Raw genomic sequence first — 24,222 nt, forward strand, 5'->3', positions numbered from 1 at the left:
ACTCAATCAGTGGCGAGCAGTTACGCGGGGGTTCCTATTCCAACCATGTCAGTATTTGAGCAGTCGCGACGGGACAGCATGTGTATTTGAGACACACAAAAAAACCCCTCTTTCGAGGGGTTTTGTGTGGAGCGCCAGGGCATCAGGTCATCTGAATGATGGTCTGCATGATGGTGCTCTGCGTGGAGATGGTTTTGGCGTTGGCCTGGTAGTTACTCTGCGCTTTGATCAGGTCAACCAGCTCGTTGGTCAGGTTGACGTTGGAGTCTTCCAGCGAGTTGGACTTGATGGCGCCCAGGCTGCCAATTTGCGGTGCATCGTAACCGGCCTGACCCGAGGCGAAGGTTTCTTTCCAGGCTGTACCGCCGATAGGCTGCAAACCTTGCTCGTTGGTGAAGCTGGCGAGCGAGATCTGGCCAATGGCACGGCTCTGGTTGTTGCTGAAGTTGGCAAACATCACGCCCGAACCGTCGATGGTCAGGTTGGTGATCTGGCCAGTGGCATAACCGTCCTGGGTCGGCGGGTTACGCGAGGTATCGGTGTTGTACTGGGTGGTTTTGGCCATGTTGATGGCAATACCGCCATCTTTGGAAGCGGCACCGTTGGACACCCACTTACCGTTAACCTCGGCACCTGGCATCCAGTTACCCACCGTCAGGGTGCTGCTGATGATGTCTGGCTTGGTCGGGTCCGGGTCGGGTGTGGTGACGCTAGTCAGCGCGCCTGCCGAGTCGAAGACCATGGTCGAGGCGACCGGGGCCTCGGCATCTTTACCCGTGACCGGGCTGCCGTCCGGGTTGCGGCCATCGATCAGGGTGTAGGTTTTCCAGGTGTTGGAATCGGTTTTCACCATGTACTGATCCATCGGGTGCGGGTTGCCCTGGGTATCGTAAACAGTGGTGCTGAATTTTTTGCTGTAGGTTTCAAGCTTTGAAGGGTCGAACGGGTTTTTCACCTGGTCGATCACATCGCTGGTCGAGTTCAGGTTGATGGTCGAGTCCACCGAGCCGCTCGCCTTGGGCGCCAGGTTCGAGGTGTCGATACGCAGGTCCGTCAGCACGCCATTGATGATTTTGCCGTTGGCGTCAACGCCGTAACCCTGCAACCGCGCGCTGCCATCAGTGCTGGTGACGAAGCCATCTTTATCGGCCTTGAACGTACCGGCACGGGTGTAGCTCAGCGAGCCGTTTTCGCTCAGCACGAAAAAGCCGCTGCCCTGAATGCCCATGTCCAGCAGGTTGCCGGTGTTGTTGATCGAACCTTGGGCAAAGTTCTGCGAGACGTTGGCCAGGTTCACACCGCTGCCGATGGTCTTGCTGCCGACGCCCAGCTTGCTCGCCGAGTAAATATCCGAGAACTCGGCGCGCGATGCTTTGAAACCGCTGGTGGCAACGTTGGCAATGTTGTTGCCGGTAACGTCGAGTTGTTTGTTGGCCGCATAGAGGCCGCTAAGGCCGATATTAAAAGACATGTTTCACTCCTTGAGGCGTATGGGTCGGCTTAGAGGCCAATGGTCTGGACTTTGGACATGCCAATGCTGCCCAGGCCTGCGAGATTGAGCATGATTTCACCGCCGGTTTTGCTCAGTGTCACGCTGTTGACTGTGGCAGGCAGGTAGGTGGTGAGCGCCGTGGTGGTGGTGTCGGTTTTAGACGATGCGGTGAAGGTGTAATTGCCTTTAGGCATCAGCTCACCGTCATCATTTTTGCCGTCCCAGGTGAAGTCGACATTGCCGGCTTTCTGTGCAGGCATCTGGATGGTTCTGACCAGTTCGCCGTCTGCATCGGTGATGGTGATAGTCGGCTTGGTGTCCGCCTCTTTCACCACGACCGTGCCGTTGAACGGTTTTTCGCTGGCGGTATCGACCAACGCTTCACCGGTTTGCACGATCACCGAACGGCCCACCAGCGACGACGCCTGCAAGGCTTGCGAGGACTGCAAGCCGCCGGTGATGGAGTTCACCGAGTCATTGAGAGTGGTGATGCCTTCCAGGCTGCTGAACTGCGCCAACTGCGCGACGAACGCGGTGTTGTCTTGCGGGTCCAGCGGGTTCTGGTTTTTCAGCTGGGTGACCAGCAATTGCAAGAACGCATCCTTGCCCAGGGCTTTATCATTGCCTGCAACCGCCTTGGACGCCGCCGCCAGACTGGTGTCCGTGGCTTTGGCCTGGGCAGAGTTGGCCAGCACCTGATTGAGGGTTTTGTTGCTGACGGAATCGGTCACACTCATTTGCGTCGTTCCTTATCACTGACCCAGGGTCAGGACCTTCTGCATCATGGTTTTGGCGGTGTTCATCATTTCGGCGTTGGTCTGGAACGAACGACTGGCGGAAATCATGTCAGCCATTTCTTCAACCACGTTGACGTTGGGGTAGTACACATACCCTTTGGCGTCGGCAGAAGGATGGTTCGGCTCGTAGCGGGCGTCGAGGTTGCTTTGGTCTTCGACCACGCCCAGCACTTGTACGCCCTGCCCGGCTGCGTCCTGATTCTGGAACAGCGAACCGCCGTTACCGCTTTGCGCGCCCTGAAACATGGTGGCGAACACTGGGTGACGGGCGCGGTAGGTTTGGTCGATGCTCGACGAAACGGTCTCGGCGTTGGCGATGTTACTGGCGACGGTGTTCAGTCGAGTGGTCTGAGCACTCATGCCGCTACCGGCAATATTGAAAACACTGGCTAGAGACATGGATTACTCTCCGCGCAGGGCTGATACCAGCCCTTTGAATTTGCTGTTGAGCAGCGTGAAGCTGGCCTGGAAGTTGACCGCATTCTCTGCGTAGTTCGATTGTTCGAGCTGAGCATCCACCGTGTTCTGGTCGATAGAGGGCTGCATGGGCGTGCGGTACAACAATGACTCCTCGCCACTGCTCAGGCCCTGAGCTTCGATATGGCGGCTGTTGGTCATGTTCAAGGCAAAGCTGCCGTTCTTGTTTTTGTCACTCTGTGCGGCAAGCACAGAGGCAAAATCCAAGTCCCGAGCCTTGTAGTTCGGGGTATCGGCGTTGGCGATGTTGTTCGCCAGGACTTCGGCGCGCTGTGCGCGAAAGCCAAGGGCTTGCTCATGGATACCGAGCGCTTTATCGAAGCTGATGCTCATGTCGGAAAACCTTTGTGGGCTGACCTGAGAATGTGGTTCAGGTCTTACATGCAGTGGATAGAGCAAACGCCGTGCCAGTTTTCACACCCCCATATTTCAAGGCTTTGCGCGGGAATGAGCTGCGCCAATGCCAGAAAAGCGGCAATGACTGACCGCCGACTGCCGCTTTTCTGCCGCTTTGTTCCTCAATAACCGCTCAAGAGCGCAAATGCAGAACCGCGCAGGCTGCGTCCGGCGACAAGGTCGTCGTAAAACCATTCAATCTGGTTCTTCAGACACGCCACGGTGCTCAGGTTTGCGAGCGCTTCGCGCTTGATCGCGGCCTCGTACCTGGGCAGTCCCTACAGCGCAAAAAAAACGGGAGCCTTGCGGGCTCCCGTTGTGATGACGCGCAGACCGACTTACTTGGCCTGATAGATGATGCCCGGACTGCACTGGACCATCTGGTAGTGATCCGGCAAGCCGTTCAATGCCTCGGATGCACCCAGGAACAGATACCCCCCCGGCTTCAACGTGCTGTGAATACGCAGCAAGATGTCTTTTTTGACCTCCGCCGAGAAGTAGATCAGCACGTTGCGGCAGAACACCATGTCGAACTTGCCCAACCCGGCGTAGCTGTCCAGCAGGTTGAAGGAGCGAAACTCGACGCGATTTTTGATCGGCGCCTTGATCACCCAACGCCCCGGCCCTTTCGGATCGAAGTAGCGTTGCAAGCGCTCCTGGGACAAACCACGGCCAATCGCCAGGCTGTCGTACTCGCCCGTTTTGCAGGTGTTAAGCATCAAGCTGGACAGGTCGGTGGCCACAATCTGCACGCCCGCCTTCAATTGCCCAAGGTTGGTGCGCTCGTATTCATCAATGGCCATTGACAGCGAAAACGGCTCTTGCCCCGAAGAGCACGCCGCCGACCAGATACGTAAACGTTGACCCGGATTAGCCTTGGTCAGCTCAGGCAGGACTTTGTTCTTCAGCACTTCAAAGGGGTAGGTATCGCGAAACCACAGGGTTTCGTTGGTGGTCATTGCATCGACCACCTGCTCGCGCAACCCGCTGCGGGGCTGGCTCTGGATGCGCTGAATCAGCTCACCCAACGACTTGATACCTTGCTGTTCCATCAGCTTGTTGAGACGGCTGGAAACAAGGTACTGCTTGTTCTCACCTAGCAAAATGCCACAGGCTTTTTCCAGGAAAACCCGGAACTGCTCAAAATCCAAATTACCCGTAGACAAATGATCCTGCCTCTATCAATCGTGTTAACCGCCAAGGGCCAAGCCCCTAGCTGTGGTCTGCTTCTTTGATCCGGTCAACTACCCGGGATGCCAGGTCATCAGGGCGAAATTTTGCCAAAAAGTCATTGGCGCCGACTTTTTTGACCATCGCCTGATTGAATACCCCGGACAACGAAGTATGCAGAATGATGTGCAACTTTTGCATGCGCGGATCGCTGCGGATTTCTGACGTCAGGGTGTAACCGTCCATTTCCGGCATCTCGATGTCCGAGATCATCATCAGAAACTCTTCTGACGGGTCTTTGCCTTCGTCCACCATGTTCTTCAGGTATTGCAGCGCCTGACGGCCGTCATTGAGCGACACCACTTCAACGCCGACCGTTTGCAGGCAACGTGTCACCTGCTTGCGCGCCACTGAGGAGTCATCCACCGTCAGCACCCGCAACGACACGGCTTTGCTCTGGGTTTCAACGTCAACTACGCCGTGCGAAATGCTTTCGGATGAAGGCGAAACTTCAGACAGGATTTTTTCAACGTCGATGATTTCGACCAACTGGTCATCCAGCCGCGTCACCGCCGTCAGGTAGTGATCACGCCCGGTGCCTTTGGGTGGCGGATGAATCTCCTCCCAGTTCATGTTGACGATGCGCTCAACCGAACGCACCAGGAAACCCTGCGTTTTAGTGTTGTACTCGGTAATGATCACAAACGGGCTGCTTTGATCTTTCAAAGCGCCTGCGCCGGTGGCCATCGCCAAGTCGAGAATCGGAATGGTCGCCCCCCGAATACTCGCCACACCGCAGACCACCGGGTGGGATTTTGGCATCACTGTCAGCTTGGGGCATTGCAGCACCTCGCGGACTTTGAACACGTTAATCCCGTACAGCTGCTGCCCGTCCAGGCGAAACAACAACAGCTCCAGGCGGTTTTGCCCCACCAGTTGAGTGCGCTGGTTAACCGCATCCATCACCCCAGCCATACTCGGTTCCCCTCAAAAACTTTAAGTTGCGACGCACATAGCCCGGTAAACGGCACGGGCTTTGCTATTTATCCGCCATGAATGCAAAAACGACAATTTCTCGCCACTGGCCGATTCCTCAGACGCTGCGCCGCCGCTTTTTAAGCTTCCTTGCGGCCGGGTGCCTGATAAGCGCTGGAGCACAGTCCTACGCTGATGGATTTACATCTCCTACTCAGCTTATCGGCGTGACCCAAGGCTTTCTTGAATTCACCGTCGAAGACTACCTCGCCACTGGTCATATAGAAGGTCGCTACGAGATTCAGGTGAACAACCTGGACCCCCGCCTGCGTCTGGCCCAATGCGACAAGGAATTGACAGCCACCCTTGAAAGCCCGACCCAACCCATGGGCCGCGTCACCGTGCGCGTACGCTGTGAGGGTAGCTCGCCCTGGACGATCTTCGTACCGGCGCAGGTCAAGTTGTTCCGCGAGGTGGTGACCGTTACCCACCCGCTCAAGCGCGGCATGGTGATCGACTATGACGACGTAGTCCTGCGCGAGCGGGACATCAGCCTGATCAATCAGGGCTACATGACGGCTGTGGAACTGGCCGTTGGCCAGAAACTTCTGCGACCAATGGTCACCGACCAAGTGCTGACATTGACGCATCTGGAGCAGGCCGCCGTGGTACGCAAGGGCGATCAGGTGGTGATCAACGCCCGCAGCGGCACACTGACCGTCAGAATGCCCGGCGAAGCGCTGTCCGACGGCGGCCTCAGTGAGCAGGTTCGGGTCAAGAACCTGAACTCCAAACGGGTGATCAAAGCGCGCATTACCGGGCCAGGGCAAGTCGAGGTGGCTTTGTAGGACAGTTGGCATACGTACCTCAACTTTCCTACACTGTCGCTTGACGCAGATCAGTACTGATTCGCGTCGACCTATGATTAATCGAGCCTAAAGTTTTCTCGGGTATGGCCGAAAACATGGCAAGCGTCCAAATACCCAGAGGTTTTCCAACATGGTCATCGACTTCAGTCGCCTAAACAGCGCCGCGCCTTTAACCGCCAGTACGCGCAGCAACGCCACTCAGGAAGCAGGTAGCGCCACGCAAGCGGCCCCTGTTAACGCCGAGCGCGCTGATGCCAACGCCCCGAGCGGGGAATCTGTGCACCTGAGCCACGAGGCACAACAGTTGCAAAAAATCAGCGATTCGCTGCGTGACCAACCGGTTGTCGACAAAAGCCGTGTGGCTGAGTTGAAACAGGCCATTGCCGATGGTAGCTATACCGTCGACAGCAATCGGGTCGCCAGCAAATTGCTTAACTTGGAAGCCCAGCGCTAGCCTTCGCGGCAAGCGCCAGGCTTTTGGACGCTTAAATTCCAGAGCCAGCCATGCACGACACGACTTTACTGCAACTGATCAACGACGACTTCGGCCCGGCCCAGACGCTGCTCAGCCTGCTGCAAGACGAAACGGTCGCCCTGCAAGGGCGCGATATGCTGGTGCTCGAAAAGATCCTGGCACACAAGCAGTCGCTCATCATTCTGCTCGACCAGCATGGGCGCAAACGCAGCGAACTGCTGGTCAGCCTCGGTTTGACAGCCAACCACAGCGGCCTTGAACAATTGGCCAGCCACTCCGATGTTGGCCCGCAACTGCTGGCCCAAAGCGCTGCACTGAATCAGTTGCTGGCTGAGTGCCAAGCTGCCAATGCCGTCAATGGCCAAGCCATCCAGACGCAACAGCTCATTACTGCCAATCAACAGCGCATCCTGCACGGCGGCGAAGCCCATACTTTGTATGACGCTCGCGGCACCACAGCGCTGGTCAACAAACCGCGTGCATTCAGTCAGGCTTAAGCTCGCAGGCCTGCACTATCCTAAGGACGCAACATACTGGCAAAATGCCGCCTTTTGCGTGTTGTTGTATTTTGTCTGGAGATTGACGAACCGTGTCCACTGCCGAAGATGCTCCGCAGCCTCCAAAGGTTATCAGCACTGCCTTGGAAATTTCCGCCAATTTGCGGAGGCTAAAAGAGAGCCATGACCCCCTGATCATCACCTTTCACGAACGCAGTCAGCGCTTTCAGAGCTATTTGATTGACGTAGATCGCGATACCGCCACCCTCGCCTTTGATGAAATGATCCCGCGCGACGGTGAGCGTTTCCTTGAAGCTGGCGAGCCGTTTCGCGTTGAAGGTTTCCATGATGGCGTACGCATTGCCTGGGAATGCACCACTCAACTGACGATTGACGACAAAGACGGTCACCGCAGTTATCACGGCGCCTTGCCGAACGAAATCGTTTACCACCAGCGCCGTAATGCGTTCCGCGCGGCACTCAAGCTGGCGGACTTGGTCAGCGTAAAAGTCGACGGGGACAAGATTAAATCCGCGATCGAAGGCAAGTTGCTGGATGTGTCCGCCACAGGCTGCAAGCTGAGGTTTGAAGGCGACATCAGTGAACGTCTGCAATTGGGGCAAGTCTACGAGCGCTTTGAGGCCGCCCTGCCTTTTGGCACCATGGCCACCCCTGTGGAGTTGCGCTACCTGCACTTTGAAGAGCGCCTCAACATCACCTTTGCCGGCATGCGTTTTCACAACATGAGCGGCAACGTGCAGCGTCAGGTCGAGCGCTTTGTGTATCAGTTGCAACGTGATGTGCGACGCTTTGATAAAGACGACGATTATTGAGTGATCCCCCCTCTCCTAAAGAGAGAGGGGTTTAAGCGCACACCGCTTCAATCCTTACGCAGATCAGCGCTCTCTTCTTCCGGGAGGGGGCCTGGATGAGGATCTTCAGGCTCAACCACTGGTTCAACACTGTCCTGCATCTGCTCCTGCACCACCTGTTCATCCACCCGCGGGTCAAGCGCTGCCACCAAGGGCGAGCTGGACATGCTGTCGGGCATGGCAACGTGCTGCAACGGCGCATCGTCGACCTGATGCAAGTTGGTGACCGCATTCGGTCGGATGCGCCACACCAGCACCAGGCCCGTCACACTGAAAAACGCGTAGAGCATCTGACTGCCCAACACCTTCATCAGCACACCGGCCACCAGCGGTCCGACGCTGGCGCCAATGCCATAGGTCACCAGCAACATGGCGGTCAATGACACGCGCCGCTCGGCCTCTACGTGGTCATTGGCAAACGCCACCGCCAGCGGATAGATGCAAAACTGCACCAGCGCACTGAGCCAACCCGCCACAAACAATACCTCCAGCGGCACGGTTGGCATGATCGCCAGCGGCAGCGACACCACCGCCAGGATGAACGCAAACACACGGATCAACAGCGGCCGGTCGTAGCGATCCGACAGCCAGCCCAACGGCCACTGCGCCAGCAGCCCGGCAAAAATACAGCAACCCATGTACAAACCGACCAACTCGGTGGACAAGCCCTGCTGCGTGGCATACAGCGGCGCCAGACCATAGAACGAGCCCACCAGCAGCCCGGCCCCCATCACGGCAATCAACGACTGTGGCACGCGCTTGATGAAGAACTTGGGGTCCATTGGCGCGGGGTGCAACGGCGCCGGGTGGATGCGTCGGGTCATGGCCACGGGCACCAGGCACAGGGCAAAGCACAGCGCCACCAGCATGAGCAATTCAAGGCCCAACTGCGGGTGGATGACCAAAATCAATTGCCCGAGCACCAGGCCCAGATACGAGGCAATCATATACAGGCTGAACACCACGCCGCGCTGCTTGGCGTCGGCCTGCTCGTTAAGCCAGCTTTCGATGACCATGTATTGGCACATCATGCCCAAACCCACGATAACCCTGAGCAGCAGCCAGATCGGCAGCCAGTCGGTTAAACCGTGACACAACACCGCCGCGCCAACGATACCGGCGCAGGTGGCGTACGCACGAATGTGCCCCACGCGCGCAATCAGGCGGTGGCCAATCTTGCCGCCCAATACCAGGCCAAAATAGTTGGCCGCCATCAAGCCACCAATCCACAGGCCATCAACATTGTCGGCCGCAAGGCGCAGGGCAAGGTAGGTGCTCAACAAGCCCGAACCGATCAACATCATCAGCGAGGCGAAATACAGCGCTTTAAAAGACTTCCAGATTTGGCGCATCGGCGTTGCGCGACTCCATGCAGTGGCGGTCGGGCTATCTGACGATAGCCGAGCGCAGCAGGTTCAAACGGTCAAGCCGCAAGGCTGTGTGCCGTCTGGACGATTAAGCCTGAGCCGCTAACACACGGCGTTCCCAGGGTGTTATTTCATCAAAGAAGCTGGTCAGCTCCATCGTCTTGGACGCAATGTAACCTTCGATGAACTCCTTGCCGAACAGTTCCCTCGCCAAGTGACTGCGCTTGAGACGCTCAAGGGCGGCATGCAAGGTACATGGCAATGACAATGCCTCAGGCACTTCAAACTCACCCTGAATCGCAGCCGTCGGTTCCAGCTCGTTTTCGATGCCGTGCAAACCGGCCGCCAGGCTTGCAGCAATTGCCAGATACGGGTTGGCATCGGCCCCCGGCAAACGGTTTTCGACGCGTCGCGCCACGGGTGAACTGGCGGGTATGCGCAAGCCCGCCGACCGGTTGTCGAGGGACCAGCACGCGTTGTTCGGCGACGCATACGGGTGGCACAGCCGCTGGTAGGAGTTGACGTTGGGCGCAAACAACGCCGTGAAATCTGCCATGCCCGCCTGCTGCCCGCCGATAAAGTGACGGAAGGTCGCGGTCGGCTGACCCGCCTCATCGCTGAACACGTTACGCCCGGTGCCAAGTTCCACCACGCTTTGATGGATATGCATCGAGCTACCCGCCGTTTTCGCCAGCGGCTTGGCCATGCACACCACAGTCAGGCCGTGCTTGAGCGCGACCTCCTTCAGCAAGTGCTTAAACAAAAACGTCTGATCGGCCAGCAGCAGCGGGTCGCCGTGCAGCAGGTTGATCTCGAACTGGCTTACGCCCATCTCATGCATGAACGTGTCACGGGGCAAACCCAGCGCCGCCATGCATTCATACACTTCGCTGAAGAAGGGGCGCAGGCCATTGTTGGAACTGATGCTGAACGCCGAAAAACCGTCTTCACGGCGACCGTCCAACCCTACTGGCGGCTGGAACGCCTGGGTCGGGTCGGTATTGGGCGCGAACACAAAGAACTCAAGCTCAGTGGCCACGACCGGAGCCAATCCGCGGGCTGCGTAGCGGGCGATCACCGCTTTGAGCTGACCACGGGTCGACAGGCACGAGCTTTCACCGCTCAGCTCGTCTGCGTCACAAATGGCCAAGGCGCGAGGTTGCCGGCTCCAGGGCAGGCGATGGATGTGCGCCGCGTCCGGCACCAACGCCAGATCGCCGTCATCGCTGCCATAAAAACGTGACTCCGGGTAGCCGCCCATGATGCATTGCAGCAGCACACCGCGGGCCATTTGCAGGCGTCGCCCCTCCAGAAACCCTTCAGCGGTCATCACCTTGCCACGCGGAACGCCGTTCAAATCGGGCGTTACACACTCAATCTCATCAATGCCGGACAGTCGCTGTGCGAGTGAACCCTGGCCATCGGTCGTCATGACGCTTTCCTTGTTGTTGTACACGCCGCGAACGGCAACCCGTACAAAATACGCACCACCTGTTCGGTATTTCAAGCGAGCGCTACACAAATGCTCACAAACACAGCGTGATCCTTACACCGAAGGCAGAAAACACATTCGCCGTAACAATTGCCAACTAGACTCTGTCGCCAAATGTGTCTTGGAAGAACCCGCAGGCTTGCCCCAGCGCTGCGTTGCCATAAGGAATATTGATGAAGCACTCCGCATTTTCTGTGTCCCGACGCGCCATTGGCCTGCTGCTGGCCGGCGCCCTCAGCCCGATGACCTTCGCGCAAACGCCCAGCAGCGATGGTTATGTACTGGACAAAGTGGTGCAGGTCAGCCGCCATGGGGTGCGCCCTCCCACCGAGTCCAATGAGAAGCTGCTGACCAAGGTCACCCAGCGCCAATGGCCGACGTGGCTGGTGCCCTTGGGCAACCTGACCGGCCACGGCTACACCGGCGCGGTGGAGATGGGCCGCTATCGCGGCGCGGTATTGCGCCACGCAGGCTTGATCGCGCAGGGCTGCCCCGATGCCAAACACCTGCTGGTGCACGCCAGCCCGCTGCAACGCACCAAAGCCACGGCCCAGGCATTACTCGACGGCATGTTTCCAGGCTGTGGGTTGCAGCCCACCTACGTGGCGGGCAAACAAGACGCGTTGTTTCAGGCTAACGAGATGAGCTTCGCCGCCCTCGACGCCGAAAAAGCCAAGGCACAGATTCTCAAGGCCCTGGGCGGCAGCGTCGAAGCGGCCCAGAAGCGTTACGCGCCCTTCGAAGAAACCCTGCGTGAAGTCGCCTGCCTGCCCGACGTCAATTGCGCGTATGGCCACGAACCGTGGCAGCTGGTGCAAAACGAAAAAGGTCGTTTCTCGATAAAAGGCCTGAGCGCAGGCGCCAACATGGGCGAAGTGTTTCGCCTCGAATACAGCCAGGGCCTGCCACTGGAGCAGGTTGCATTCGGCCATGCCCGCACGGCTGCTGAAGTGTCGAGCCTGATGGTGCTTACCAAGGCCAAATACGACTACTTGAACGACATTCCCTACATCGCCAGCCGTGGCGCTTCTGAGCTGATGAACCAGATTTCGCTGGCACTCAAACAAGGCACCCCACTGGCGCCCAAGGACACCACCGGCGCCCCACCGGACGTGCCCTTGATGCTGCTCGTGGCCCACGACACCAATATTTCGTACCTGCGCACCATGCTGGGTTTCAGCTGGAAACTGGGCGATTACATCGACAACAACATCCCGCCCGTCGGCACTTTGCAGTTCGAACGCTACAAAGAAGTCAAAACTGGCGCCTATTTTTTACGCATCGCCTTTGAAGCGCAGTCGATGGACCAGATCCGCGACCTGACCCCACTCAGGGGCACAGCAAAACCGCTGAGCAGCGATTTCAAAAGCGCCAACGACTGCCGCGCCACCCGCGTCGGCCTGTTGTGCCCACTCAAAGACGCGATAGCCACGGTCGATCACAACATCGACCCGACTGCGCTCACGCCTTATCGCTTTTCACCAGTGCCTTAAGGGTCCATCACGAGCGCCATACAGCCCCCAAACAAGAAGTGCTTCACACAGTCGCCGTCGAGGTAAAGGGTGAGTTACATTCAAATCTGGATGTAACAAAAACAACAACCTACTCATCGATCCGGAGTAAACCGTGAATAGCTCGCAAAAAAAACGCACCTTCGACCTGATTCTGGACGCCGTGCTCCCCGAGTACCGTGATCGTGTGGGCGAGTACCTCATTGCCTACAAAGACATCCTGCTTGACGATCACGCACACGTAGAAACGCAGCGCGCCACGGCACATCAACTCAAGGGCTATTTGCGGGGTCTGAACACCACGCGCGTGCTCGGCATGGCAGATTTCGAAGAACTGGATCGACGCATCACCCAATTGTGGCCATGAGCCTCAATTGCAATACGCGAGTAAAGGGAGATGCGTGAAATGGTGTCCCAGGCGGGGTTCGAACCTGCAACCTTCCCCTTAGGAGGGGGATGCTCTATCCAATTGAGCTACTGAGACAATTCACGCGCACCACGCAAGGCGTGGCGTGCAGGACGGCGAGCATGGTAACGGCGATGCGGGGTTTTGTCATGTCGTCCGTTGGCTTTTTGGCTGTAAGTACTTACTAGACAAAGCCTCAATGAAGGAGATTGCGCCCATTGTGGCGGATGGCCTTGCAACGCCTATCTCAGTCCCCCGGCAGCGCATCAGCAGCAACACGACCCTTCAACGACCTCCAGCATCGTGCATATTGCATGACCTGCAAATCACATCCTTGCAATTTGCAACTCAAGAGCGCTTAAAATCATCAGCAACTGACTGATTTACAAGGGTTTTACAGGTATCCTGCGTTGGCACGAAGGCTGCAATGGCAAGTGTATTAAGTCCATGCCCTCAGAGATGACCGCCATGAACAGCACTTTGATCCTGTTGAATGCACTCGCGCTGGCCATTTTGGTCATTTTCCAGTTCCAACCCGATCAGGCGTCAGCTGAATCGGGCGTGAATCTGGCTGACACCTATAAACCGCTCAAGCCGTTACCACAGCTGGCAGTGATGACTCAGGGCAAGAGCGGCGCATCGCGCCTGACCTCTGACCACGCCGCGCAACAGCAAACGGTTCAAAGCGAGCACTGGGTATTTTGAAGAGAGCTTTTTAGAATCATGTCCAAATTCGCATTCGGCTTTCTAATGCTGGCACTGTCCAGTCTGGCTCTGGATATTTTTATGCCATCCGGTGATCTGGGTGATCTGCCTTTGATTGCTGCCGGAACGTTCTTTATCGCCTGGCTGATTGCCCTGCTGGTCGGCCGCCGAATCAAGTTTGACCCGCTGTTACGCTGAAGCAGAATACGCGAGGGCGTTATCGATCAAACTCAGCAAGCCCTGCACCCCCACGGACAACGCTGCTGAGTTGTCCAGCACATGGACTTGTTCGGCGCTCAATGTCGCCAGAGAATCCAGAAACAATTGATTGCGTTTGAGTCGCGCACTGATCTCAGACGGCGTTTCCCTGCCGCGCTTGAGCAAGCGCTGTTGCAACACCTCGCTATCAACCCGCAAGACAATGGCCAGCAAATCCGGATAACGCGCTCGCGCCTGCTGTAAGTAGCCGCGTGAACCATTGACCAGCGCATGCCGCCCGCTATCAAGGCATTCATCAAGCTGCACAGGAATGCCGTACTCAAGGCCATTGGCCTGCCAGTGCAGGGCAAAAGCACGTTGGTGCTTGAGCGACTCGAACGCCTCTGGCGAAACGCCCACCGCATCCTCCCCAACGGATTCAGCCGAACGGGTTATTACACGCCGCATCACGTCACAACCGCGCTCAGCCAAATACGGGCGCGCGGCGTTGATCAGGCTGTCTTTACCCGACCCCGACGGCCCCATCAAATAGATCAATGTGCCTGACATGAATTGATCCTCTCGGTACTGAGCTATTACCACGCAATGTGCTGGGTAGTGCTGTGTGCAGATGCGGGCCTGAATCTGGCTTTCAACGTATGAAAGCGCTGAAAACCGCTTATATGATGTATTTCAGATGAACGGATGGGCAAAGTGCTATCAAACCCAGTGCTCATTTCTGATAATCGTTGCTGGCAAAAAGCCTGTATCCGGTTCAATATTTGTCACAGAATTGACGCCAGGGAAGTGGCTAATTTGAGGCATGATCCCTGCCTCTTAGCAATTCAGGTTGAACATTTGGCTTTGAGGACGGTCTTAAAAACATCCTGCGGCCAATTCCGAGAACCGCTCCCCTGAACTAACCGGTTAACTATATGCGCCCATTGAAACAGGCAATTTATTCCAGCCGCACGGCTGACAAGTTCGTAGTGCGCCTGCCAGACGGAATGCGCGAACGCATTGCCGAGGTGGCCCGCAATCATCACCGCAGCATGAACTCAGAAATCATTGCCCGCCTGGAACAAAGCCTTATCCAGGAAGGCGCATTGGGCGACGAGCCTGCGCTGCGCCTGGACAGCCCCGAGCTGTCCATGCATGAACGCGAACTGTTGCAACGCTTCCGCCAGCTGTCTCATCGCCAGCAAAACGCTTTGGTTTCATTGATTGCACACGATGTTGAAATGGCATCCGACGCTTCTTGAGTTAAAACCAGCACCCAAAAAAGCCAGCCTTGTGCTGGTTTTTTTGTGGGCGCTCTGCCCGCCTGAAGACGCATCACAAGCAAAAACGGCTTGATCAGACAGTGCCAGATCAAGCCGTTAAGGGTCAGAGCAGGAAGATCGTGGCCAGCCCCAAGAAGATAAAGAACCCGCCACTGTCGGTCATGGCGGTAATCATCACGCTGGCCCCCATCGCCGGGTCGCGACCCAAGCGGGCCAGGGTCATGGGAATCAACACGCCCATCAGGGCAGCCAATAGCAGGTTAAGCGTCATCGCGGCGGTCATGACTACACCCAGCGACCAACTGCCGTACAGCAAATACGCCACTACGCCAATCACCCCACCCCACACGAGGCCGTTGATCAAGCCAACTGCCAGCTCCTTGCGCATCAACCGCGAGGTACTGCCCGTGTTGACCTGGTCCAGCGCCATCGCCCGCACAATCATGGTGATGGTCTGGTTGCCGGAGTTGCCGCCGATACCGGCCACAATTGGCATCAAGGCCGCGAGCGCTACCAGCTTTTCAATCGAGCCTTCAAACAAACCGATTACCCGCGACGCGATAAATGCCGTCACCAAGTTAACGGCCAGCCAGGCCCAACGGTTGCGCAGGGACTTCCAGACTGAAGCAAAAATATCTTCTTCTTCGCGCAGACCCGCCATGTTAAGGACTTCGGTCTCGCTTTCTTCACGGATCAAGTCAACCATTTCATCAATGGTCAGACGGCCGATGAGCTTGCCGTTTTTGTCGACCACCGGGGCCGAAATCAGGTCATAACGCTCAAATGCCTGAGCCGCATCGTAAGCGTCTTCATCCGGGTGAAAACTCACCGGATCATTGGCCATGACTTCCGACACTTGTTTTTCAGGGTCGTTGACCAGCAAACGCTTGATCGGCAGCACGCCTTTCAACGCGCCGTCATAATCGACCACGAACAATTTGTCGGTATGGCCCGGCAGCTCTTTGAGGCGGCGCAGATAACGCAGGACGACTTCAAGGCTGACATCCTCACGAATGGTCACCATCTCGAAGTCCATCAAGGCACCGACTTGATCCTCGTTATAGGACAGCGCGGAGCGCACACGCTCACGCTGCTGGCCATCGAGGGTTTCCATCAGCTCATGGACGACGTCTCGCGGCAGCTCGGGGGCCAAGTCAGCGAGTTCATCGGCATCCATCTCCTTGGCCGCTGCCAGGAGCTCGTGATCGTCCATGTCGGCGATCAGGGTTTCACGTACAGAGTCGGAGACTTCGAGCAGGATGTCGCCATCGCGATCAGCCTTGACCAACTGCCAGACCGTCAGACGGTCATCGAGGGGTAACGCTTCAAGGATGTAGGCAACGTCTGCGGAGTGCAGATCCTCAAGCTTGCGCTGGAGTTCTACAAGGTTTTGCCGATGGACCAGGTTCTCGACCCGATCATGGTGATGGCCTTCCTGACGATGTGTCAGGTCTTCGACCACACGCTGGCGATTCAGCAGCTCAATTACTTGAGCGAGGCGGCTTTGCAGGCTTTCTTGTGTTTTTTTTACTTCAACTTCGGTCATAGGCGAACTCCACTCCCAGCAGCAGGGCACGCCGGAAGGATCAATCAGTCAATTCATGATTGGTAAAACGGGATGCTGAGTTACTACTGGGTAAGTCCATGGAGGTATTCCACAAGCCCCGGCGGGGCTGACGGGCGCAATCATACACGGCTTAAAAAATTAATGACGCTAAAAATCTCGGGGATAACAAATGCTTGCGCAGCATCACCGAACTTTGTTCACGCGATGACTCTGCGACGCCAGATGATCGGCCCGGAGCACAGTCTTTGTGTAAAAAATTAACGCGGCGACACGGCCAGTCGTGACGGTTGCCGAGGGTTGAGATTTTTGCGAGGACTGAAATGGTCGCAACCTGCGCCAGGTTCTGCATAACACCTGACATAGACCATTTGCACGCCAGTTAATTCCTGCGTGGCGCAGTGAAGCGGCGACAAGTCTGGCGCATGACAGTAACGCACTGTGTGTCGGCACTACGTCACTCAAATCACAGACAGCAAAAAGCCCGCTTTAAAGGCGGGCTTCTTGGTGTTTGGTGCACTCGACAGGATTCGAACCTGTGACCGCTCGGTTCGTAGCCGAGTACTCTATCCAGCTGAGCTACGAGTGCAAGGTGTGTTTGTTAAACCAGACCACCCTGGTTGAAGCCAAGTTAACTGCCAAAGCAACTAACTCTTAAATGGTGCACTCGACAGGATTCGAACCTGTGACCGCTCGGTTCGTAGCCGAGTACTCTATCCAGCTGAGCTACGAGTGCAAGTGTGTTTGTTAGACCAGACCACCCTGGTTGAAGCCAAGTTAACTACCGGAGCAACTAACTCTTAAATGGTGCACTCGACAGGATTCGAACCTGTGACCGCTCGGTTCGTAGCCGAGTACTCTATCCAGCTGAGCTACGAGTGCATTTGAAGCTGCGTATTATAGACCGTTGAATCTCTCTGCCAAGTGTTTTTTTCAATAAATTCAACAACTTACTGAAATGGCTAGATTCGAACGTGCTACATGAATAATGGCGGAGAAGGGGGGATTCGAACCCCCGACACCCTTTTGAGATGTACTCCCTTAGCAGGGGAGCGCCTTCGGCCACTCGGCCACCTCTCCGCAACACGGGGCGTATAATAACCAGCCTTTTCCCCGTATGCAACCAAAAACTTAAATAAAATTAAAGACTTGGTTCTTCGTCCTTTTCTTTCTTGATCCGAAGGTAGATTTCCTCCCGGTGCACGGCCACTTCCTTGGGGGCATTAACACCGATTCGCACTTGGTTTCCTTTGACGCCGAGCACGGTCACAGTAATTTCACCATCGCCTATGATCAGGCTTTCTGCGCAACGGCGAGTCAGAATCAGCATACGTTTCTCCTCACGCTATTCATTCAGGGACAACAGTCTGCAAAAAAAAAGGGCTTCGGCCTACTAGCTAAACAGCTATAGCCCGACGCTCCTTAAGTATTGACCAACATGACGAAACAAGAAGTCTTCGTTCACATTCATCAAAAAAACAAAGGGCGCGGTTCAACCGCGCCCTCCGGGTTATGCGTCATTCACCCTGTCGGGCAGGTGCATCCAATTCAAACGCCGTGTGCAGCGAGCGCACAGCCAGCTCCAGGTACTTCTCTTCGATCACCACCGACACTTTGATCTCAGACGTCGAGATCATCAGGATGTTGATGTTCTCTTTGGCCAACGATTCAAACATGCGACTGGCCACACCGGCGTGAGAGCGCATGCCCACCCCCACGATAGACACCTTGGCAATTTTGGTATCGCCGACCACTTCACGTGCGCCGATCTCGCGCGCCGTATTTTCCAGCACCGTTTGGGCTGCACTGTAATCGTTACGGTGCACGGTGAAGGTGAAATCGGTGGTGTTATCGTGCGCCACGTTTTGCACGATCATGTCGACTTCGATATTGGCCGCACTGATCGGCCCCAAAATCTTGAACGCCACGCCCGGGGTGTCTGGCACGCCACGGATGGTCAGCTTGGCTTCGTCGCGATTGAACGCGATACCAGAAATGATCGGCTGTTCCATGGATTCCTCTTCATCAATAGTAATGAGGGTGCCTGGACCCTCCTTGAAGCTGTGCAAGACGCGCAGCGGGACGTTGTACTTGCCGGCGAACTCGACCGCACGGATCTGCAACACCTTGGAACCCAGGCTGGCCATTTCCAGCATTTCTTCGAAGGTGATTTTTTCCAGCCGCTGAGCCTGCGCCACAACCCGAGGATCGGTGGTGTAGACGCCATCGACGTCGGTGTAGATCTGGCACTCATCCGCCTTCAATGCAGCCGCCAGGGCCACACCCGTCGTGTCAGAGCCGCCACGGCCCAACGTCGTAATGTTGCCCTGCTCGTCTACGCCCTGAAAACCTGCAACCACAACCACACGCCCAGCCTTGAGGTCTGTACGGATTTTCTGGTCGTCAATTTTCAGGATGCGGGCTTTAGTGTGCGAACTGTCTGTAAGAATACGCACCTGACTGCCGGTGTAGGACACCGCCGGGACGCCGCGCTTGTTCAGCGCCATCGCCAGCAGGCCAATCGTCACCTGCTCGCCGGTGGAGACAATCACATCCAGTTCACGCGGCAACGGCTGATCGCTGATCTGTTTGGCCAGCTCGATCAGGCGATTGGTTTCGCCGCTCATCGCCGACAACACAATCACCAGGTCATGCCCGGCTTCACGGAACTTCTTAACTTTATCGGCGACCTGTTCGATTCGTTCGACAGTGCCGACCGAGGTGCCTCCGAATTTCTGTACGATCAAAGCCATTTCAAAGCAGCCTCAGCCCCTAAAGGGCGCCCATTTATCATTCAAACCACGCGCTGCCACTAGACGACAGCGCGTTCTGGACCTCAGATACCCTGCTCGACAAATGGCACAGTCAGGGCCAGCGCGGCGTCCAGGGCTGCGGCATCCACACCGCCACCTTGCGCCATGTCCGGGCGACCACCGCCCTTCCCGCCCACTGCCGCAGCAGCCTGCTTCATCAAATCACCGGCTTTGAGTTGGCCAGTCAGGTCTTTGGTTACGCCTGCAACCAGTACAACCTTGTCTTCATAAACCCCACCCAGCAGGATCACTGCACGGCCGAGCTTGTTCTTGAGCTGATCTACCAGCGCCAATAGCGCCTTGCCATCTTGACCGTCCAGGCGAGCGGTCAAGACGTTCACGCCTTTGATGTCCACAGCCGACGACGACAGATCGTCACCGGCAGCGCTTGCGGCCTTGGCCTGCAATTGTTCCAGTTGTTTTTCCAACTGACGGTTACGCTCCAGCACAGCCGACAGTTTGTCGACCAGGTTTTCGCGTGAGCCCTTGATCAGGCTTGCCGCTTCCTTGAGCTGCTCTTCAGCGGCGTTCAAGTAAGCCAGTGCGGCAGCGCCCGTCACCGCTTCAATACGACGAATACCCGACGCTACACCGCCTTCGCTGGTGATTTTCATCAGGCCGATGTCGCCGGTGCGCTTGGCGTGAATACCGCCGCACAGTTCCACCGAGAAATCACCGCCCATGCTCAACACGCGCACGTTATCGCCGTACTTCTCGCCAAACAGCGCCATCGCGCCTTTTTGCTTGGCGGTTTCGATATCGGTTTCTTCGGTTTCAACCGGGGTATTCTTGCGAATCTCGGCGTTGACGATGTCTTCCAGCGCCTTGATTTGCTCAGGCTTGATCGCTTCGAAGTGACTGAAGTCAAAACGCATGCGCTGACTGTCAACCAACGAACCTTTCTGCTGTACGTGTTCGCCCAGCACTTTGCGCAACGCAGCATGCAACAAATGCGTCGCCGAGTGATTCAGCGCGGTTGCGTGACGCACATCGGCATCCACCTGGGTATCAACGCTCTCACCCACTTTCAGGCTGCCTGTCGCTACCACGCCGTGGTGCAAGAACGCGCCGCCGGTCTTGGTGGTGTCGCGCACATCAAAGCGCGCAGCACCTGCTTGCAGGTAACCGCAGTCGCCCACCTGGCCGCCTGATTCGGCGTAAAAAGGCGTTTGATCAAGAATGACCACACCTTCGTCGCCTTCATTCAGGAACTCGACCGATTTGCCTTCTTTATAAAGCGCAATGATCTTGGCTGAGGCCTGCGTAGCGTTGTAGCCGATAAACTCGGTGGGCACGTCAACTTTGACCAGCGTGTTGTAATCCAGGCCAAACGAGCTGGCCGAACGCGCACGTACGCGCTGAGCTTCCATTTCGCGCTCGAAGCCAGCTTCGTCCACGGTCAAGTTACGCTCACGGGCGATGTCGGCCGTCAGGTCCATCGGGAAGCCGTAAGTGTCGTAGAGTTTGAACACCACGTCACCCGGCACCACGGTGCCCTTGAGCTCAGCCAGGTCCTGTTCGAGGATTTTGAGGCCCTGCTCCAGCGTCTTGGAAAATTGCTCTTCTTCTGCCTTGAGCACGCGCTCAATGTTGGCCTGCTCGCGCACCAGCTCCGGGAAGCCTTCGCCCATTTCAGCCACCAGTGCCGCAACGATCTTGTAAAAGAAGTTGCCGGTTGCACCCAGCTTGTTGCCGTGGCGGCACGCGCGACGAATGATACGGCGCAGTACATAACCGCGACCTTCGTTGGACGGCAATACGCCATCAGCGATCAAAAAGCTGCACGAGCGGATGTGGTCAGCCACGACCTTGAGCGACGCCTGGCCTTCGTTGGCGCAGCCGATGGCCTCGGCCGCCGCTTTCAACAGGCTCTGGAACAAGTCGATGTCGTAGTTGGAATTAACGTGCTGCATCACCGCACTGATCCGCTCCAGGCCCATGCCGGTGTCGACCGACGGCGCTGGCAACGGATGCAACACGCCATCGGCGGTGCGGTTGAACTGCATGAATACGTTGTTCCAGATTTCGATGTAACGGTCGCCGTCTTCATCCGGCGAGCCCGGCGGGCCACCCCAGATATCCGGGCCGTGATCGTAGAAAATCTCGGTGCACGGGCCGCACGGGCCGGTATCGCCCATGGTCCAGAAGTTGTCCGAAGCGTACGGCGCACCTTTGTTGTCGCCAATGCGGATCATGCGCTCAGCGGGAACGCCGACGTCTTGGGTCCAGATGTCATAGGCTTCATCATCGCTGGCGTAAACAGTTACCCAAAGTTTGTCTTTAGGCAGCTTGAGTACGCCAGTGAGGAAGGTCCAGGCGAAATTGATCGCGTCTTTCTTGAAGTAATCGCCAAAGCTGAAGTTGCCGAGCATTTCAAAGAAGGTGTGGTGACGTGCGGTGTAACCGACGTTTTCCAGGTCGCTGTTCTTGCCGCCGGCACGCACGCACTTCTGGCTGCTGGTTGCACGGGTATAGGCACGTTTTTCCTGACCCAGAAAGCAGTCCTTGAACTGGTTCATCCCCGCGTTAGTGAACAGCAGGGTCGGGTCGTTATTCGGCACCAAGGAGCTGGAAGGGACACGGGTGTGACCTTGCTCCTCGAAGAAGCGAAGGAAGGCTTCACGGATTTCTGCGCTTTTCATAGGTTCTTCCACGGAGGCTGAGGCCAGAGGCAAGTCAATCATGTCGCTCGACAGTGCGACTCGCAAAGGGCCGCATTATATCGGCCCTGCGCCTTGGGTACAGCGTGTTTATACGATAGGCACATGCAATTGGACGGCTTGCGCGCTCATTGGCGGTTAAATTCACCAAAAACCGTGACCACCTGCTCAATCTGACTGCGACTGACATCCATGTGCGTCACCATTCGCAAGCGCGGAGCAGCACTCAACGTGATCCCGCGCTCAGCGGCAAAGGCCTTGAGCGCCTCTGCACGATCACCCAATTGTGCATACACCATGTTGGTCTGCACGGCTTCAACCTCATAACCACACGCGCGCAAGCCTTCAGCCAGATACGCGGCGTTGGCGTGGTCGTCTGCCAGGCGCTGGATCTGATGATCCAGCGCATATAACCCGGCGGCGGCTAACTGACCCGCCTGACGCATGCCGCCGCCGACCATTTTGCGCAAGCGCCGGGCCTTGGCGATCAGGTCCGCCGTGCCGCACAGCACCGACCCCACCGGGGCGCCCAGCCCTTTGGACAAACACACCGAAACCGAGTCGAAGTGGCGGGTAATATCGCCTGCGTCCACACCCAGCTTGACCGCCGCGTTATACAACCGCGCGCCATCCAGGTGCAGCGCCAGGCCATTCTCGCGGGTCAAACGACTGGCCGCCGCCACATACGCCAGCGGCAACACCTTGCCCTGCATGGTATTTTCCAGCGCCAGCAAACGCGTGCGGGCGAAATGAAAGTCGTCCGGTTTGATCGCCGCTGCAACCTGAGCCAGGTCCAGCGAACCATCTGCCTGTACTTCCAGCGGTTGCGGCTGGATCGACCCCAGCACGGCAGCCCCGCCGCCTTCATATTTGTAGGTGTGCGCTTGCTGACCCACGATGTATTCATCGCCTCGCCCGCAATGCGCCATCAGCGCCAGCAAATTACTCATCGTACCGCTGGGCACAAACAGCGCCCCGGCAAACCCCAGGCGCTGGGCCATTTCGGCCTCAAGCTTGTTGACCGTCGGATCTTCGCCATACACATCATCGCCCAGCCGCGCGGCAGCCATGGCCTCGCGCATACCAGTGCTGGGTTGGGTCACGGTGTCGCTACGAAGATCGATAACAGTCATTGCAAGCCTCGGCCATGTGAGATGAGCATCAGATGCTAATCGGGGAAATCCCTGTCGAACAGGATTACTGCGGGTTCAGCCGGCATTAATCAAGCGATTGCGTCACAAATAACCGATAAAACCATCTGAATCTTTGATAGCTATTAGCCAAAAGCAGCCATGCATCCTTCAAACAGATGTGATACAAAATGCCCGCCGCCAGAAAGGCTGGTGGCAACGTTCTCAGGGCGGGGTGCAATTCCCCACCGGCGGTAATTGCGCGCAATGCGCATAGCCCGCGAGCGCTTGGCAGGTCCGAAGGCTTCGGCAAACGACTTGGCAAGGTCAGCAGACCCGGTGTGATCCCGGGGCCGACGGTCATAGTCCGGATGAAGAGAGAACGGGATTGGCGCCAAAGGGCCGTCAATCAGGCGGGGGGTGTCGATGCGCATGCGCACGCACCGCCTGTCTGAACGCACCCTTAAATCCCATTCGATTCATATGCCCTGTTTTTCACACAAACAGGAGTCAGAACATGCAACCCACCGCAATCGACAGCAAAAGCAAAAACCACCACAACGAGCGCGTCGCGTTTATCCAGGCCGCCTGGCACAAAGAGATTGTCGACCAGAGCCGTAAGGGCTTTTTGGCCGAGATGCTGGTGCAGGGCTACCAGGAAAGTGACATCGATTTCTTTGAAGTCGGCGGCGCATTTGAAATCCCGCTGCACGCCAAGCTGCTGGCCAAAACGGGCCGCTATGCCGGCATCGTCGGCGCGGCCCTGGTGGTGGATGGCGGGATTTATCGCCACGACTTCGTTGCCCAATCGGTGGTCAGCGGCCTGATGCAGGTTCAGCTGGAAACAGAAGTCCCAGTGTTCTCGGTCAGCCTGACCCCGCACCACTTCCACGCCGGTGAAGAGCACCAGAAGTTCTTCTTCGACCACTTCGTACACAAAGGCGAAGAAGCGGCGAAAACCTGCGTTGATACGCTGCATAAAATCCGTGCCATCAAGCGCATGGATTCCCAGCAAAAGCGCGCCGTGTAACCCCTGACCTCTCGACTGGCCTGGCCATCAGGTCAGTCGAGAG

24 protein-coding genes, 5 tRNA genes and 1 riboswitch are annotated in these 24,222 nt (G+C 56.9%); of the genes, 10 read left to right on the plus strand and 19 right to left on the minus strand.

Going from position 1 to position 24,222, the window contains the following annotated elements; genetic code table 11:
- Positions 1-142: 142 nt before the first annotated feature.
- The 6 genes from flgE to AP059_RS10905 all read right to left on the minus strand — a co-directional run bounded on the left by flgE (position 143) and on the right by AP059_RS10905 (position 5,307).
- Entirely contained in the window at positions 143-1,471 is a 1,329-nt protein-coding gene (gene flgE / locus AP059_RS10880) for a flagellar hook protein FlgE (protein WP_059763187.1), read from the minus strand.
- 29 nt (positions 1,472-1,500) lie between these two features.
- Complete coding sequence (gene flgD, locus AP059_RS10885; RefSeq protein ID WP_059763188.1) at positions 1,501-2,229, minus strand: flagellar hook assembly protein FlgD; 729 nt, start codon at positions 2,227-2,229, stop codon at positions 1,501-1,503.
- Positions 2,230-2,244: 15 nt separating this feature from the next.
- Entirely contained in the window at positions 2,245-2,688 is a 444-nt protein-coding gene (gene flgC, locus AP059_RS10890) for a flagellar basal body rod protein FlgC (RefSeq protein WP_048363519.1), read from the minus strand.
- 3 nt (positions 2,689-2,691) lie between these two features.
- Positions 2,692-3,099, minus strand: coding sequence for a flagellar basal body rod protein FlgB (gene flgB, locus AP059_RS10895; RefSeq protein ID WP_059763189.1), 408 nt, complete (start codon positions 3,097-3,099; stop codon positions 2,692-2,694).
- Between the two features lie 401 nt (positions 3,100-3,500).
- Positions 3,501-4,328: a protein-glutamate O-methyltransferase CheR gene (gene cheR / locus AP059_RS10900; protein WP_048363517.1), complete on the minus strand. Its 828-nt coding sequence runs from the start codon at positions 4,326-4,328 to the stop codon at positions 3,501-3,503.
- 46 nt (positions 4,329-4,374) lie between these two features.
- Positions 4,375-5,307: a chemotaxis protein CheV gene (locus tag AP059_RS10905; RefSeq protein WP_048363516.1), complete on the minus strand. Its 933-nt coding sequence runs from the start codon at positions 5,305-5,307 to the stop codon at positions 4,375-4,377.
- 77 nt (positions 5,308-5,384) lie between these two features.
- Here AP059_RS10905 and flgA point away from each other — a divergent pair, with 77 nt between their 5' ends.
- The 4 genes from flgA (at position 5,385) to AP059_RS10925 (ending at position 7,981) form a co-directional block, all read left to right on the plus strand.
- A complete protein-coding gene (flgA, locus tag AP059_RS10910; protein ID WP_059763190.1) occupies positions 5,385-6,155 on the plus strand; it encodes a flagellar basal body P-ring formation chaperone FlgA in 771 nt (256 codons plus the stop codon).
- Between the two features lie 151 nt (positions 6,156-6,306).
- Positions 6,307-6,630 carry a flagellar biosynthesis anti-sigma factor FlgM gene (gene flgM, locus AP059_RS10915; RefSeq protein WP_059763191.1) on the plus strand — a complete coding sequence of 108 codons (324 nt, stop codon included), beginning with the start codon at positions 6,307-6,309 and terminating at the stop codon, positions 6,628-6,630.
- A 50-nt stretch (positions 6,631-6,680) separates the two neighbouring features.
- On the plus strand, positions 6,681-7,148 hold the full coding sequence (locus AP059_RS10920) for a flagella synthesis protein FlgN (RefSeq protein ID WP_059763192.1): 468 nt from the start codon (positions 6,681-6,683) through the stop codon (positions 7,146-7,148).
- Between the two features lie 92 nt (positions 7,149-7,240).
- On the plus strand, positions 7,241-7,981 hold the full coding sequence (locus AP059_RS10925) for a flagellar brake protein (protein WP_059763193.1): 741 nt from the start codon (positions 7,241-7,243) through the stop codon (positions 7,979-7,981).
- A gap of 47 nt (positions 7,982-8,028) precedes the next feature.
- Here the strand turns inward: AP059_RS10925 and AP059_RS10930 are convergent, their stop codons facing one another.
- Both AP059_RS10930 and AP059_RS10935 read right to left on the minus strand, forming a co-directional pair.
- Entirely contained in the window at positions 8,029-9,372 is a 1,344-nt protein-coding gene (locus AP059_RS10930) for an MFS transporter (RefSeq protein ID WP_059763194.1), read from the minus strand.
- Between the two features lie 103 nt (positions 9,373-9,475).
- On the minus strand, positions 9,476-10,717 hold the full coding sequence (locus AP059_RS10935; RefSeq protein ID WP_177332376.1) for a glutamine synthetase family protein: 1,242 nt from the start codon (positions 10,715-10,717) through the stop codon (positions 9,476-9,478).
- A 335-nt stretch (positions 10,718-11,052) separates the two neighbouring features.
- Here AP059_RS10935 and AP059_RS10940 point away from each other — a divergent pair, with 335 nt between their 5' ends.
- The gene (locus AP059_RS10940; RefSeq protein ID WP_059763196.1) at positions 11,053-12,372 is read left to right on the plus strand and encodes a histidine-type phosphatase; all 1,320 of its coding nucleotides are present in this window, start codon (positions 11,053-11,055) and stop codon (positions 12,370-12,372) included.
- 133 nt (positions 12,373-12,505) lie between these two features.
- Positions 12,506-12,757, plus strand: coding sequence for a hypothetical protein (locus AP059_RS10945; RefSeq protein WP_059763197.1), 252 nt, complete (start codon positions 12,506-12,508; stop codon positions 12,755-12,757).
- A 40-nt stretch (positions 12,758-12,797) separates the two neighbouring features.
- Here AP059_RS10945 and AP059_RS10950 read toward each other — a convergent pair.
- A tRNA-Arg gene (locus AP059_RS10950) sits at positions 12,798-12,874 on the minus strand.
- 390 nt (positions 12,875-13,264) lie between these two features.
- Here AP059_RS10950 and AP059_RS10955 point away from each other — a divergent pair.
- Together AP059_RS10955 and AP059_RS10960 are read left to right on the plus strand one after the other, a co-directional pair.
- Positions 13,265-13,501, plus strand: coding sequence for a hypothetical protein (locus tag AP059_RS10955; RefSeq protein WP_059763218.1), 237 nt, complete (start codon positions 13,265-13,267; stop codon positions 13,499-13,501).
- Between the two features lie 18 nt (positions 13,502-13,519).
- On the plus strand, positions 13,520-13,699 hold the full coding sequence (locus AP059_RS10960) for a PA3371 family protein (protein WP_059763198.1): 180 nt from the start codon (positions 13,520-13,522) through the stop codon (positions 13,697-13,699).
- Here the strand turns inward: AP059_RS10960 and phnN are convergent.
- A complete protein-coding gene (phnN, locus tag AP059_RS10965) occupies positions 13,691-14,269 on the minus strand; it encodes a phosphonate metabolism protein/1,5-bisphosphokinase (PRPP-forming) PhnN (RefSeq protein WP_059763199.1) in 579 nt (192 codons plus the stop codon). The genes AP059_RS10960 and phnN overlap by 9 nt on opposite strands.
- A gap of 365 nt (positions 14,270-14,634) precedes the next feature.
- Here phnN and AP059_RS10970 point away from each other — a divergent pair, with 365 nt between their 5' ends.
- Complete coding sequence (locus AP059_RS10970) at positions 14,635-14,961, plus strand: Arc family DNA-binding protein (protein ID WP_047276944.1); 327 nt, start codon at positions 14,635-14,637, stop codon at positions 14,959-14,961.
- 124 nt (positions 14,962-15,085) lie between these two features.
- On the opposite strand, the gene mgtE is transcribed toward AP059_RS10970, so the two are convergent.
- The 9 genes from mgtE to ltaE all read right to left on the minus strand — a co-directional run bounded on the left by mgtE (position 15,086) and on the right by ltaE (position 23,152).
- Positions 15,086-16,528, minus strand: a complete 1,443-nt coding sequence (mgtE, locus tag AP059_RS10975) for a magnesium transporter (protein WP_059763200.1) — start codon at positions 16,526-16,528, stop codon at positions 15,086-15,088.
- 530 nt (positions 16,529-17,058) lie between these two features.
- A tRNA-Arg gene (locus AP059_RS10980) sits at positions 17,059-17,135 on the minus strand.
- A 70-nt stretch (positions 17,136-17,205) separates the two neighbouring features.
- Positions 17,206-17,282: transfer RNA gene (locus AP059_RS10985), tRNA-Arg, on the minus strand.
- A 69-nt stretch (positions 17,283-17,351) separates the two neighbouring features.
- Positions 17,352-17,428 (minus strand) — tRNA-Arg (locus AP059_RS10990).
- A 107-nt stretch (positions 17,429-17,535) separates the two neighbouring features.
- Positions 17,536-17,626 (minus strand) — tRNA-Ser (locus AP059_RS10995).
- A gap of 61 nt (positions 17,627-17,687) precedes the next feature.
- The gene (csrA, locus tag AP059_RS11000; RefSeq protein ID WP_003175645.1) at positions 17,688-17,876 is read right to left on the minus strand and encodes a carbon storage regulator CsrA; all 189 of its coding nucleotides are present in this window, start codon (positions 17,874-17,876) and stop codon (positions 17,688-17,690) included.
- A gap of 187 nt (positions 17,877-18,063) precedes the next feature.
- On the minus strand, positions 18,064-19,299 hold the full coding sequence (locus tag AP059_RS11005) for an aspartate kinase (protein ID WP_048399856.1): 1,236 nt from the start codon (positions 19,297-19,299) through the stop codon (positions 18,064-18,066).
- 83 nt (positions 19,300-19,382) lie between these two features.
- A complete protein-coding gene (alaS, locus tag AP059_RS11010; protein ID WP_059763201.1) occupies positions 19,383-22,001 on the minus strand; it encodes an alanine--tRNA ligase in 2,619 nt (872 codons plus the stop codon).
- A gap of 146 nt (positions 22,002-22,147) precedes the next feature.
- Positions 22,148-23,152 carry a low-specificity L-threonine aldolase gene (ltaE, locus tag AP059_RS11015; protein ID WP_059763202.1) on the minus strand — a complete coding sequence of 335 codons (1,005 nt, stop codon included), beginning with the start codon at positions 23,150-23,152 and terminating at the stop codon, positions 22,148-22,150.
- 214 nt (positions 23,153-23,366) lie between these two features.
- A riboswitch (FMN riboswitch) is annotated at positions 23,367-23,537 on the plus strand.
- Positions 23,538-23,666: 129 nt separating this feature from the next.
- Between ltaE and AP059_RS11020 the strand changes: the two genes are divergently transcribed.
- Entirely contained in the window at positions 23,667-24,179 is a 513-nt protein-coding gene (locus AP059_RS11020) for a 6,7-dimethyl-8-ribityllumazine synthase (RefSeq protein ID WP_048363484.1), read from the plus strand.
- The last annotated feature ends 43 nt before the right edge of the window (positions 24,180-24,222 follow it).

This window comes from Pseudomonas sp. TAA207 (assembly GCF_001529285.1).
Taxonomy (GTDB): Bacteria; Pseudomonadota; Gammaproteobacteria; order Pseudomonadales; family Pseudomonadaceae; genus Aquipseudomonas; species Aquipseudomonas weihenstephanensis.